11 protein-coding genes are annotated in these 13,070 nt (G+C 64.2%); 1 reads left to right on the forward strand and 10 read right to left on the reverse strand.

Translation table 11 applies throughout. The features are described from left to right. Positions 1–159: 159 nt before the first annotated feature. From ACYASU_RS10435 to gabT, 3 genes are read right to left on the reverse strand one after another with little or no spacing between them, the layout of a single operon-like run. Complete coding sequence (locus ACYASU_RS10435; RefSeq protein WP_003174918.1) at positions 160–648, reverse strand: Lrp/AsnC family transcriptional regulator; 489 nt, start codon at positions 646–648, stop codon at positions 160–162. A gap of 44 nt (positions 649–692) precedes the next feature. Then, a complete protein-coding gene (locus ACYASU_RS10440) occupies positions 693–1,367 on the reverse strand; it encodes a 2-haloalkanoic acid dehalogenase (RefSeq protein ID WP_346626630.1) in 675 nt (224 codons plus the stop codon). A 51-nt stretch (positions 1,368–1,418) separates the two neighbouring features. Then, positions 1,419–2,717, reverse strand: a complete 1,299-nt coding sequence (gene gabT / locus ACYASU_RS10445) for a 4-aminobutyrate--2-oxoglutarate transaminase (RefSeq protein ID WP_463582746.1) — start codon at positions 2,715–2,717, stop codon at positions 1,419–1,421. A gap of 214 nt (positions 2,718–2,931) precedes the next feature. On the opposite strand from gabT, the gene ACYASU_RS10450 reads away from it, so the two are divergent. Then, positions 2,932–3,858: a 2-hydroxyacid dehydrogenase gene (locus tag ACYASU_RS10450; RefSeq protein WP_463582747.1), complete on the forward strand. Its 927-nt coding sequence runs from the start codon at positions 2,932–2,934 to the stop codon at positions 3,856–3,858. Between the two features lie 693 nt (positions 3,859–4,551). On the opposite strand, the gene ACYASU_RS10455 is transcribed toward ACYASU_RS10450, so the two are convergent. The 7 genes from ACYASU_RS10455 to ACYASU_RS10485 form a co-directional block, all read right to left on the reverse strand. After that, positions 4,552–5,634 (reverse strand): tartrate dehydrogenase, encoded by a 1,083-nt coding sequence (locus tag ACYASU_RS10455; RefSeq protein ID WP_463582748.1) that lies wholly within the window; start codon positions 5,632–5,634, stop codon positions 4,552–4,554. Positions 5,635–5,654: 20 nt separating this feature from the next. Next, the gene (locus tag ACYASU_RS10460) at positions 5,655–7,115 is read right to left on the reverse strand and encodes an NAD-dependent succinate-semialdehyde dehydrogenase (protein ID WP_463582749.1); all 1,461 of its coding nucleotides are present in this window, start codon (positions 7,113–7,115) and stop codon (positions 5,655–5,657) included. 117 nt (positions 7,116–7,232) lie between these two features. Then, a complete protein-coding gene (argE, locus tag ACYASU_RS10465) occupies positions 7,233–8,402 on the reverse strand; it encodes an acetylornithine deacetylase (protein WP_463582750.1) in 1,170 nt (389 codons plus the stop codon). After that, a complete protein-coding gene (locus tag ACYASU_RS10470; RefSeq protein WP_369306748.1) occupies positions 8,399–9,553 on the reverse strand; it encodes an NAD(P)/FAD-dependent oxidoreductase in 1,155 nt (384 codons plus the stop codon). Before ACYASU_RS10470 ends, argE begins: the two co-directional genes overlap by 4 nt. Beyond that, on the reverse strand, positions 9,550–10,941 hold the full coding sequence (locus ACYASU_RS10475; protein ID WP_463582751.1) for an FAD/NAD(P)-dependent oxidoreductase: 1,392 nt from the start codon (positions 10,939–10,941) through the stop codon (positions 9,550–9,552). Before ACYASU_RS10475 ends, ACYASU_RS10470 begins: the two co-directional genes overlap by 4 nt. Continuing rightward, complete coding sequence (locus ACYASU_RS10480; protein WP_192172689.1) at positions 10,923–11,231, reverse strand: (2Fe-2S)-binding protein; 309 nt, start codon at positions 11,229–11,231, stop codon at positions 10,923–10,925. Before ACYASU_RS10480 ends, ACYASU_RS10475 begins: the two co-directional genes overlap by 19 nt. Continuing rightward, the gene (locus ACYASU_RS10485; protein ID WP_463582752.1) at positions 11,228–13,069 is read right to left on the reverse strand and encodes an ABC transporter ATP-binding protein; all 1,842 of its coding nucleotides are present in this window, start codon (positions 13,067–13,069) and stop codon (positions 11,228–11,230) included. Before ACYASU_RS10485 ends, ACYASU_RS10480 begins: the two co-directional genes overlap by 4 nt. Position 13,070: the final 1 nt, after the last annotated feature.

A 13,070-nucleotide genomic window follows, 5' to 3' on the forward strand; every position in this document is an offset into this window, starting at 1 on the left:
CTTCTTATTGAGATTTTTGCCCAGCGCCGCACGCCGCTGGACAAGGAGCGAAAGGATGAAGCGCCGCGAAGGAAATCTCTGCCGGGCGGTTCTGAAGGAACTGCGTGAAAGCTAAACGTTGGCGTTGGGAAATTGCCTACAAAGCCATCGAAGGTCTGTTCAGTGACGCAACAATTTGCGCAATGGCACCCCATCCTTGAGCACCGGCGACTTGATGACGATGTAGCTGAAGTACTTCGAGATCCCGATGTTTTTGTCGAGCAGGCTTTCCACCACCTCCTGATAGTGCTGGATGCTGCGGGTCATGAAGCGCACCAGGTAGTCGTAGCCGCCGCTGATCAGGTGGCATTCCAGCACTTCGTCCACTAGACGGATGTTGGATTCGAACTTGGCGAAGTCTTCGCGCTTGTGGTCGCTGAGGGTGATTTCGGTGAAAACGGTGACCGAATCGGTGATCTTGGCCAGGTTCAGATGCGCTTTGTAGCTGGAGATATAACCGGCCGACTCCAGCCGTTTGACCCGCTGCAGGCAGGGGCTGGCAGAGAGGCCGACGGCATCGGCGAGGCTGACATTGGTCATGCGGCCGTCCTTTTGCAGTTCGACCAGGATGCTGATGTCGATCCGATCCAGTTTTACGAGCCCTTCCATCACGTACCTCTTGACTGCCGTTGTAAGACAATCTTCTAGCAAAATCAGCGCCGTAAAGACAGCTGATGCTGCGCCACCAGGTCGGCCATGCTGTTGATGCAATATTCCGCCGCGCAGGGCGAAGGCTGACGCGCCCGGTGGCGGCCGATCAGGCAGCGGTCCAGCGCGGCGAAGGGCTCGACCGACGGTCGCGTTACATGCAGGACCGGTTGCACCTGATCGCCCTGATCCGTGAGCCATTGCGGACCTTCGGCCAGGGAAATGAAATCTTCCGGTGCAATTCCCAGTCGCTCGCACAGCACGCCGCGATCCTCGGCATCGCGATCACCGCGCACCAGCAGTCGATAGAACTTGCGCAGGTAGAGCATCGCCCCCGGCGCGTCTTCGAACAGCGACCAGTTGCCCGCTGAACGGGCAAAGCTCATGCCCTCCTCCCAACTGGCGTGCAGGCCCCATTTTTCCGCCAGTTGGCGATGGGCGAAGCACAACACGCCACTGAAACCCAGCTCGGCGAAGCGCGGATACAGGCTCGCAACCACCGCGCTGAATTCGGCCAGCACGTCATCCCTGGCCGGCTGCCCGCCGCGGCTGTCGAGCAGCGGTTGCAGCGCGGCCCAGACACCCGAATCGCGATCCACCAGCACTTCATCGCAATCGATCAGTAACGCTCGGTACTCTGTCAGTCCAAATCCTGTCAGCCCCAAATCTGTCAGCCCCATGTGGATCGAACCTCCCGGATGCATCTGGCCCGTTACGGGCAAGGCGCTGCTTCAATTCGAGTTCAAGACCCGTGCCAAGGCGGCGTCGAGGATCTGCACGGCTTCGTCGACCTGGGCTTCTGTCGTCACCAGCGGCGCGAGGAAGCGCAACACGTTGCGGTAAACGCCGCATTTGATGACCAGCAAACCACCGGCACGGGCTTCGTCGATCACCCGTGAATTGAGGTCGGCGTCCGGTGTGCGCGCGGCGTCATCCTTGATCAGCTCGATCGCCAGCATGAAACCGGTGCCGCGCACGTCGCCGATGCGCGGGTAACGCGCCTGCAAACCGATCAGGCCACGGCGCAGGCGCTCGCCCAAAAGCTGGCTGCGCGCGAGCAGTTGTTCTTCCTCAAATGCATCGATCACCGCCAGTGCCGCCGCGCACGCCAGGGCGTTGCCGCCGTATGTGCCACCGAGGCCGCCGGGCAGTGGCGCGTCCATGATGTGCGCCTTGCCGACCACGCCCGATAACGGCAGGCCACCGGCGAGGCTCTTGGCGACGGTGACCAGATCAGGCTGGATGCCGGCGTGCTGGTAGCCGAACCAGGTGCCGGTGCGGCCGAAACCGGTCTGGATTTCGTCGAGGATCAGCACGATGCCGTGCTTGTCGGCCAAGGCGCGCAGGGCCTGGAGAAACTCGGGCGGCGCGGTGAGGAAACCGCCATCGCCCTGCACCGGTTCGATCAGAATCGCAGCCACGCGGTCCGGTGCCACTTGGGTGGCGAGCAATTCGTTCAGCGCGGTGATTGCGTCCACACTGCTAACGCCGCGATACGCGTTCGGGTACGGCGTATGAAACACCTCCGGCGCAAACGGCCCGAAGTTCTGCTTGTAGGGTTGGCTCATGCCGGTGAGCGTGGTGCCGAGCAAGGTGCGTCCATGGAAGCCGCCGCGAAAGGCAATGACCGCTGAACGGTTGGTATGGGCACGGGCGATCTTCACCGCGTTTTCCACCGCTTCGGCGCCGGAGGTGAAGAACGCGGCCTTGTAGGCTTCCTGCCCGCCGATCATTGCGCACAGGCGCTGGGCCAGGTCGAGGTAAGGCGTGTAGGCCGCCACCTGGAAGCAGGCGTGGGAGACTTTTTGCAGTTGAGCCTGCACGGCCGCGACCACTTTCGGGTGGTTGTGGCCGATGTTGAGCACGCCGATGCCGCCGACGAAATCCAGGTAGCGCTTGCCATCCACGTCCCACATTTCGGTGCCCTGGGCGCGGTCGATCACCAGCGGGTGCGCGGTCACCAGGCCACGGGGCACAAATTGCTCGCGCTGACGGAGCAAAAGAGGGGTTTCGTCGACTTTGCTGTTCATGGCATTTCCCATCGTGAGTCCGGCAACCTGGAGGCGGTTGCGATGCTGTTCAGGTTACGGCGTGCGGGCAACGCACTTAGCCGAACTTGGCCCGTGAGAAATTCGGATCAACTGTTTTGGCCCCGCCTTTCAACAGATCCTGCGCCGGGCTTGGGGGATGATGTGGGCTGGCTCCCTACACTTCCCTCCAACGTCCTTTCAGCAGGAAACGCCCATGGCCTTGCTCTACAAAGCCGACCCCGCGCGCGCGCCACACTGGCAGACGCTGTTCGCCGAACACGCACCGGACATCGAATGGCGCGCCTGGCCGGACATCGGCAATCCCGAAGAAGTCGAGTACCTGGCCGCCTGGCAGGCGCCGGATGATCTGACGCAGTTGCTGCCCAATCTGAAGGTGCTGTTTGCGCTGTCGGCCGGGGTCGATCAGCTGGATCTGTCGCGGTTGCCGGCGGACCTGCCCGTAGTGCGGCTGCTGGATCCGGGCATTACGCGGGGGATGTGTGAATACGCGACGTGGGCGGTGTTGAGTCTGCACCGGGACATGCTGCGGTACCGCGAGCAGCAGGCGGCGCGGCGTTGGCAGGCGCATCTGTTGCAGCCGGCAGAAAATCGGCGCGTGGGGGTGATGGGGTTGGGCACCCAGGCGCAGCAGATTCTGGCGACGCTGGCGCCGTTCGGCTTTGCCTTGTCGGGCTGGGCGCGCAGTGTTCATGAGATTGAGGGGGTGGACTGTTTTGCGGGTCAGGCGCAGTTGTCGGCGTTTTTGGGGCAGTGCGATATTTTGCTGTGTGTGTTGCCGTTGACGGAGCAGACGGAGGGGATTCTGGACCGGAATCTGTTTGCGTTGCTGCCGCGGGGTGCGGGGCTGATCAATATGGGCCGCGGCGGGCATCTGGTGGAGGGGGATTTGCTGGAGGCGCTGGAAAGTGGTCAGTTGGGCGGCGCTATTCTGGATGTGTTGCAGGTGGAGCCGGCGGCGGCTGATCATCCGTTTTGGGGGCACCCGCAGGTGGTGTTGACGCCTCATGTGGCGGCGATGACGCAGCCGGCGAGTGCGTTTGGGGTGTTGCTGGAGAATATTCGGCGGTTTGAGCGGGGGGAGAGGATGGTCGGTCAGATAGATCGAAATCGGGGGTATTGAGCTTCGCAGATCGTTCACACGCTCCGCGTGGTAACGCCAGATCAAAGGCGTCTGCCTGGGGGCAGACTGTTTCGCCTTCGGCGAGTTACTTGGAAAAGTCGAAAGTCGCACCATCCCCAAGTAACCAAGGATGCTTGCTCTCGGTTTGGCCCTTCCTTCGTCAGGGTTCCTTCACTCCGGTCTCGCTCCGTGGGCCCGCGCCAAACTCGCGATTGGTGTCGTCTGGGCTATTTGCGCATGAAGATCAAAAGCAGGTCAAAGGCTTCCCGGCTGAAGCCGGTCCTACGGGGATCGCCACCGGTCCCACTGACACCGCGCATGCTTTTTTAGTGGGACCGGCTTTAGCCGGGAAGAGGCCCGCTCAATCGATATTAATTTCGCGGTGTGGCAGCTGACGCCTTCCCGGCTAAAGCCGGTCCCACTGAGATCAAAAACCTGTCACCGTTGAGCCAGAGACGTGCAGATCGTTCCCACGCTCTGCGTGGTAATGCAGCCCCGGACGCTCTGCGTCCCTGTGGGACCGGCTTTAGCCGGGAAGGCGTCGGCGGCCATACCGGAAAAATGATATTGCACACACCGGCCTCTTCCCGGCTGAAGCCGGTCCTACTATTGGAATGCGTACCCTTACGCCTTCCCGGCTAAAGCCGGTCCCACATACGTCAAAAGCCAGTCCCACTGAAACACCGCCACCCCCTAAACCAACCTCCCGGCAATCGCCGCCCCCACGTCTTGCGTGGAGCCCTTCCCTCCCAGGTCCGGGGTGATCGGGCCTTCGGCAATCACTTGTTCAATCGCCTGCAAGATCCCGTCGTGGGCCGCGCGGTAGCGTTCGTCGCCGTTGCCGAGGAAGTCGAGCATCAGCGCGCCGGACCAGATCATCGCGATGGGGTTGGCGATGTTCTGCCCATAGATATCAGGAGCCGAGCCATGCACCGGTTCGAACAATGACGGAAACCGCCGTTCCGGGTCGAGGTTGGCAGACGGGGCTATGCCGATGGTGCCGGCGCATGCCGGGCCGAGGTCCGACAGGATGTCGCCGAACAGGTTCGACGCCACGACCACGTCAAACCGGTCTGGTTGCAACACGAACCGCGCGCACAGAATGTCGATGTGCTGTTTGTCCCAGCTGACCTCAGGGTAATTCGCCGCCATCAACGCCGTGCGTTCGTCCCAGTACGGCATGCTGATGGAGATGCCGTTGGATTTGGTCGCGGCCGTGAGGCGTTTGCGCGGGCGGGTCTGGGCGAGTTCGAAGGCGAACTTGAGGATGCGGTCGACACCTCGGCGGGTGAACACCGATTCCTGCAGGACGAATTCGTGTTCGGTGCCTTCGAACATCTTGCCGCCCACCGACGAATATTCGCCCTCGGTGTTTTCCCGGATCACCACGAAGTCGATGTCGCCCGGTTTGCGTCCGGCCAGCGGACAGGGCACGCCGGGGAACAGGCGCACCGGGCGGATGTTCACGTATTGGTCGAACTCCCGGCGAAACTTGAGCAGCGAACCCCACAGGGAAATGTGGTCCGGCACCTTGTCGGGCCAGCCCACGGCGCCGAAGTAGATCGCGTCATAGCCCTTGAGCTGTTCGAACCAGTCGTCGGGCATCATCTGCCCGTGCTGGAGGTAGTAGTCGCAGTGGGCCCAGTCGAGTACATCAATGCTCAGGTTCAGTTGCCATTTTTTCGCCGCCTGTTCCAGTACCCGCAGCCCTTCCGGCAGGACTTCCTTGCCGATGCCGTCGCCCGCAATCGCGGCGATTCTGAATGCCTTGCTCATGGTGCGCCCCTTGCAATGAATCAGTTCAAGCCGCCGATGTGGAAGGCTTGGACTTCAAGGTACTCGTCCAGGCCGTACTTGCTGCCCTCGCGACCGAGGCCCGATTGTTTGATGCCGCCGAAGGGCGCGACTTCCATCGAGATGATCCCGGTGTTGAGGCCGACCATGCCGAACTCCAGCGCCTCGCCGAAGCGCCACGAGCGCTTCAGGTCCTGGGTGAAATAGTAGGCGCCCAAACCGAACGGCGTGGCGTTGGCCAACGCCAATGCCTCGGCCTCATCAGTAAAGCGCATCAACGGCGCCACCGGGCCGAAGGTTTCCTCGTTGGCCAGCAACATGCCGGCGTGGGCGTCAGCCAGAACGGTGGGTTGCACGAACGGGCTGTCGCCGGATGGAATCCCGCCGCAGAGGAGTGTGGCGCCCTGGCTCAGGGCATCGTCGATGTGCCGCGCCACCTTGGCGACCGCCGCCGGGTTGATCAGCGGGCCGATGGTCACGCCGTCTTCCAGGCCGTTGCCGACCTTGAGCTTAGCCACCTCCTCCACCAGCCGCGCGGCGAAGCGGTCGTAGATCCCAGCCTGCACCAGAATGCGGTTGGCACACACGCAGGTTTGCCCGGCGTTGCGGAACTTGCTGATCATCACCCCGGCCACGGCCTGTTCCAGGTCGGCGTCATCGAACACCACAAACGGCGCGTTGCCACCCAGTTCCAGGCTCAGGCGCTTGATGTGTTCGGCGCTCTGGCGCATCAGCAGGCGGCCGACGGCGGTGGAGCCGGTGAAGGAAATCTTGCGCACCGCCGGGTTGCCGGTGAGTTCTTCACCGATGCCGGCGGGCATTCCGGTGATGACGTTGAACACGCCGGCCGGGATGCCGACGCGCTCGGCCAGCACCGCCAGGGCGAGGGCCGACAGCGGCGTGAGGTCCGACGGTTTGACGATGATCGGGCAGCCGGCGGCCAGGGCCGGCGCGCATTTGCGGGTGATCATCGCGTTGGGGAAATTCCACGGGGTGATCGCGGCGCAGACGCCCACCGGTTGCTTGAGGGTCAGCAGGCGACGGTCGCCAGTGGGCGCCGGCATGGTTTCGCCGTAGACCCGGCGCGCTTCTTCGGCGAACCACTTGACGAAGCCGGCGCCGTAGCGGATTTCGCCCTTGGCCTCGTTCAGCGGCTTGCCCTGCTCGCAGGTCATGATCAGCGCGAGGTCATCGAGATTGTCGATCATCGCCTGAAACCAGCGCTCCAGCAGCCCCGCGCGTTCTGCCGCCGGGCGCGCGCGCCAGGCAGGCCAGGCACGTTCGGCGGCTTCGATGGCGCGCCGGGTGTCGACCGCGTCCATGGCCGGGACCTGCGCCAGCAGTTCGCCGCTGGCGGGATCGCGGACGTCCAGGGTGGCGCCACTGTCAGCAGCGATCCACTCGCCGTTGACGTAGGCGCGTTCAGCCAGCAGGCCGGGGTCTTGCAAGCGATTCTTGAGCATGGTCGAGTCCTGATCCGAGACAGATTCCAGTCTAGGGATCTGGCTCGAACGAGGATGCCGAAAGCGTCTTCAAACCAGCGCGCCGTGCTGAAATTCACGTCAGGACGGCAGGCTCTGCTACGCCTTCAACGAGCCCAGTAACCCTTGCAGAAAGCGCTCGCCGGCGTCCATCTGGCTGACCTCGATAAACTCGTCGGGCTTGTGCGCCTGCTCAATGGAACCTGGGCCGCACACCACCACCGGCACGTCCAAACGCTGCTTGAACAGACCGCCTTCGGTGCCGAACGAAACTTTGGTCATGCCGGTGTCCGGCGCAGCGAACTGCTTGAGAAAGCTCACCGCTTCGACCGTCGGATGGGTGTCGAGACCGGGGTAGACGTTGATGGTTTCGATCTCGATGGCCGCCACGCTGGAGAGCTTCTGCGCCTCGCGCACGATCACTTCCGCGCGCTCGCGCATCTGCTCGATGAACTGCTCCAGGTTGTCCGCCGGCAGGTTGCGCACCTCGAAATCCAGGGTGCACAGGTTCGGCACGATGTTCAGCGCCTTGCCGCCGCTGATCTGGCCGACGTGCACGGTGCTGTAAGGCACGTCGTAGTCGCTGTCCTGAGCGCCGTGCTGTTGCAGATGCTGCTGGCTCTCCCGCAGGGAGGCGATGAAGTCGCAAGCCACGTGAATGGCGTTGACCGAGCGCGGTGCCAGGGACGAATGCGCCTCCTGACCCCGGCAATAGGTCCGGTAGGAACCCTTGCCCTTGTGGCCCAGCACGAACTGCATGTTGGTCGGCTCGCCGATCACGCAGAGGAATGGCCGCACCGGCGCCAGGTGCAGCACGTCGAGCAAGCGCCGCACGCCGACGCAACCGATCTCCTCGTCATGGGACAAGGCCAGTTGCAGCGGGCGGTTGAGGGGGCGTGTGAGTGAGTGCTCTGCCGCGTCGAGCATGGCGTCGATGGCCAGGGCGATGAAGCCCTTCATGTCGCAGCTGCCACGGCCATAGATGCGCCCGCCCTGCACGGTGGCGGCGAAGGCCGGAAAGGTCCACGCCTGCCCCGCCGCCGGCACCACGTCGGTGTGCCCGGAGAGCAACACGCCAGGCTGGTCTTTAGGACCGGTGCTGGCAAACAGGTTGGCCTTCTTGCCACTCTCGTCTTTGACGATCAGCGACTCGATGCCCTTGGTCAGCAGCAGGTCGCGGACGTAGTCGATCAGGGCCATGTTGGACTCCGACGACACGGTTTCGAAAGCCATCAGCCGTTTCAGAATCTCGAGAACGCGGGGTTTCATGAGGCGTGGCTCCGTTGCACGGCGGGAAGGGCAAAACGCGTGATGGAGAATGCCTCGATTGGGGTCGTGGTGCGACCGGTATCGAGCAGTTCGGCCATCACATCACCGACGCCTGGGCCGAGCTGGAAGCCGTGGCCGCAAAAGCCGAAGGCGTAGAACAGGCCGTCGACGGTGCCGCTGGGGCCCATGATCGGCAGCGAGTCCGGCAGGTAGCCTTCAATGCCGCTCCACACGCGGATGATGTTCAAATTGCCCACGCCCGGCAGCAGCCGGCGCATCTGCTCGGCCTGATTGAGGATGCTGCGCGGCTCGACAGCGGCGCGACGGTTGAGCATGTCCGGTTTGCTGCGAAAGCCACCGCCGATAACGATATTGCCCCGTGGAATCTGGCGGAAATAAATCACCTCTTCGGCGATCTTGGTGTACACGCCGATCACCGTCGGCAAGGCGTAGGGCACCGGTTCCGTGACCGCCATCTGCGGGCCGTGGGTGTCCAGCGGCACCGGTTCGCCGAACTGCGCCGAAAGTTTCTGGCCCCAGGCGCCAGCCGTGATCAACAGCTGCGCGGCGTGAAACTGACGGCCGTCGGTGGTGGTGACGTGAAAATCACCGCCGACCTTCTCGACCTCGGCCACTTCCGTGCGCTCTTCAATCTGCGCCCCCAGGCGCCGCGCGGCGCGGGCAAAGGCCGGCGCGGCAAGGCGCGGGTTGGCGTGGCCGTCGTGGGGGGCGTACGAGCCGCCTTTGACGTCCGCGCCGAGAAAGCCAAAACGCTGATGCAGCTCTGCGCCCCGGTAGATTTTCAGGTCCAGTTGCTCGGCCTCCGGGGCGGCGGCATACGCTTCCAGCTCGGCGATTTCGTCTTCGCGATAACACACGCGCATGTGCCCGCTGGGGATGAATTCCAGATCATCGTCGATCAGTTCCGGCAGGCGTTTCCACAGTGCGTACGAGCGGTTGGCCAGCGCCAGTTGCCCGAGGAACCGCCCTTGCCGGCGCACGTTGCCGAAGTTGACGCCGCTGGCGTACTGGCCGATCTGGTCGCGCTCCAGCAGGATCACCGACTGCCCGCGCTGACGCAGAAAGAACGCCGTCGCTGAGCCCATCACGCCGCCACCGACGATCACCACATCTGCTTTTTGCACGCTCATGGCGACACCTCCTCAATGAGCATCGACAAGGGTTTGACCGGCGCCTGCCCGCGCTGGCGACCGACTTCCTGCACCTGCACGCCGGCTTCCGCGGCGATCACTTCAGCCCCCGCCTGGGAGCAATAACGGCCCTGGCAGCGGCCCATGCCGACCCGGCTGAAAGCCTTGGCGCGGTTGACTTCACAGGCGCCCTTCTCATTAACCGTGCGGCGCAATTCGCCGGCCGTGATCATCTCGCAGCGGCAGACGATGGCGCTGTCGGGCAAGGCCTTCGCTTGTTCGCTGGGCCATGGAAACGCTTCGGCCAGGCCCAGACGAAACTGGTCCATCACCGTGAGCGCCTGTTGCTGTTCATCGCGCAGCCCGGCGCTGAACGGTTGCTTGAGGTCTTCGAGCAGTGCCAGTGCCACTCGGCGCCCGGCGTGCTCGGCAGCATCGGCGCCGCGAATTTTCGCCCCGTCGCCCGCGGCATAGACGCCGTTCACCGAGGTCCGACCGGCCTCGTCCGTCGCCAGCCACCATTGGCTGGAGGCTTCATCGAAGGCCATGGCGCAACCGGCCAGATCACCCAGCTGGGTTTCCGGACGCAGGTGATACCCCAGCGCCACGGCATCGGCCTGCACGGTCACGGCCTTGCCGCTGCCCGTCGTAAAACGCACGCCCGCCACGCCATTGGCGGCATCGCCCAGCACCTCTAACGGCTTGACGCCGAGATGCACCGGTACTTTGGCTTGATACAACTGCGCGAGCAGTTTCATGCCGGTCCACAGCAGACCCGGCCGCGCCAACAGTTTGGGCAGGGCTTTGAGGCGCAGGCTGAAGGGCGAGGTATCGAGGACCGCGGCCACAGTCGCGCCGGCTTTGACGTACTGGCTGGCGACCAGGTACAGCAAGGGCCCGCTGCCCATGAACACCACGCGATGGCCGATGGAAACGGCCTGATTCTTCAACGCGATCTGCGCCCCGCCCAGGCTGTAGGTGCCCGCGAGCTGCCAGCCTTCGATGGGCATCAAGCGGTCGGTGGCGCCGGTGCAGAGGATCAGCGCGTCGTAGTCCAGCGTGGTGTGGCGGCCCTGATTGGCGCAGCACAACTGCCCCGGCGTGAGGTTCCACACGAGGGTATCCGGGCGGTAATCGATGGCGCTACGGATGCGGTCGAAGGTCTGGTGCAGGTCCTTGGCCTTGTCGGCTTCGCTGCCATACAAGGTGGAGTAATCGCGGGTGAATCCGTCCGGCTGGCGGCGGTAGATCTGCCCGCCGTCGCGGCGGTTTTCGTCCACCAGAATCGGTTTGATGCCGGCCGCCAGCAGGGTTTCGGCGCAGCGCACGCCGGCCGGGCCCGCGCCGACGATGACGACGCGATGGGTGCTCAGCTGTGCAGTGGCCATGTCGCCTCCGGTTGTGTGGTGACGATGTCCAGCCCGTCGCGGACTTCGTTGGAGCAGGCGCGCAGGCGTTCGCCGCCACGGGTCCAGACCCAGCAATCCTGGCACGCGCCCATCAGGCAGAAACCGGCGCGGCGGCCGCTGTCGAATTCCGACTGGCGCAGCGCGGTGCCCTGGGTCAGCAACGCCACCATCAGCGTGTCGCCCTGCAATGCGTCGACCGGCGCGCCATCCACGGTCAGCTTGACCGTCGGCCGGCCCTGTTCGGCCAGCCTCACAAAACGCCCTTTCATGCATACGCTCCAAAGCTTGTGGGGGTGACGCCGCGCTGGGTCGCCAGCAGATCGGCGGCGTCGCGGTGGCACAGAATTTCACTGCCGTTGTCCAGCGTGCGGCGGTTCGGCGCGGTGCGGTTGCACAGGCCGTCGATGCGCATCGGGCAGCGATTGAGGAAGGTGCACAGCTCCGGCAGGTTGGCCCGCTCGCCGATCGGCGGCAGCTCGCCGCTGGTGGCGCCGCAGGTTTCCAGCCAGCCCTGGCGAAGTTCCGGCACCGAGTGAATCAACAGGTCGGTGTACGGATGGTACGGCGCTTCGGCAAAGGATTCGCGGCGGCCGGCGTGGACTTTGTGGCCGCTGTACATCACCACGATGTCGTCGCACAGCGCGCGCACGGTGGAGATGTCGTGGCTAATGAACAGGTAGGACACGCCCAGTTGCTGGCGCAGGTCGCGCAGCAGTTCGAGGATCGCCGCGCCGACCACGGTGTCGAGGGCCGAGGTGACTTCATCGCAGAGAATCAGGTCGGGCTTGGCCGCCAATGCCCGGGCCAGATTGACCCGCTGCTTCTGCCCGCCCGACAGCTCATTGGGACGGCGGTCGGCCATGTCCCGCGGCAGGCGCACCAGGTCGAGCAGCTCGCCGATGCGCGCCTGCAAGGCCGTGCCCTTGAGGCCGAAATACATTTTCAGCGGGCGGCTGAGGATGGTCGCCACGCTGTGCATCGGGTTGAGCGCGGTATCGGCGTTCTGGAAAACCATCTGAATCCGACGAAACTGCTCCGGCGTGCGATCGGACAGGCTGCCGCCCAACGGCTGACCGTCGAAGGTCAGGCCGCCGAGTGCCGGAGTCAACAGCCCCGCCACTACCCGCGCCAGGGTGGATTTGCCCGAGCCCGATTCACCGATCACGCCGATGGCCTGGCCACGTCGTACGGTCAGGTCGATGTCTTCCAGCACGCGGATCGCCGGCATGCCGTGCAGGTTCTTGTTGCCGTAGCCGGCGGTCAGGCCAGTGATGGTCAGCAGCGGGCTTTCTTCAGCAACGCCACACGGCGGACGAATGCGCGTGTCGGGCCGCGCAGCCGCCAGCAGGCTGCGGGTGTAATCGTGGGCCGGTGCCTTGAGCAGCGGCGCAGTTGCGCTTTGTTCGAGAATCTGCCCGCCGTTGAGCACGACAATCTGGTCGGCCATTTGCGCCACCACGGCCAGGTCGTGGGACACGTAGACCGCCGTGGCGCCGCGTTCCCGCACCACGCGCTTGAACGCCCGCAGCACATCGATCTGGGTGGTGACGTCCAGCGCGGTGGTCGGCTCGTCGAGCACCACCAGCAGCGGGTCGCTGATCAGGGCCATGGCGGCCATCACCCGTTGCAGTTGCCCGCCGGAAACCTGGTGCGGGTAGCGACGGCCAATGCGTTCCGGGTTTGGCAGGGCCAGGTCGCGGAACAGGCCGATGGCCTTGGCTTCCAGCTCTGCGCGGGTGCCGAGGCCGTGGATCAACGGCCCTTCCACCACTTGATCGAGGAGTTTTTTCGCCGGATTAAAGGCAGCCGCCGCGCTCTGGGCAATGTACGAGACGCGATTGCCGCGCAGGCCCTGCAACTCTTTTTCGCTGAGGGCGAGCATGTCGTGTTCGCCGACCTGCACCACGCCACCGGACAACCGGCAGCCCCGTCGCGCATAACCGAGCAAGGCCAGGGCAATCGTGGTTTTGCCGGAGCCGGACTCGCCGATCAGCGCCAGCACTTCGCCCTTCTCCAAGGCAAAACTCACGCCCTTGACGATCTCCACTTCGCTGCCCGGATCACCGGCCACTACGCGCAAGTCTTCGACGCGAATCAACTGGGTCATA

It is taken from the genome of Pseudomonas sp. HP_12 (assembly GCF_055283955.1).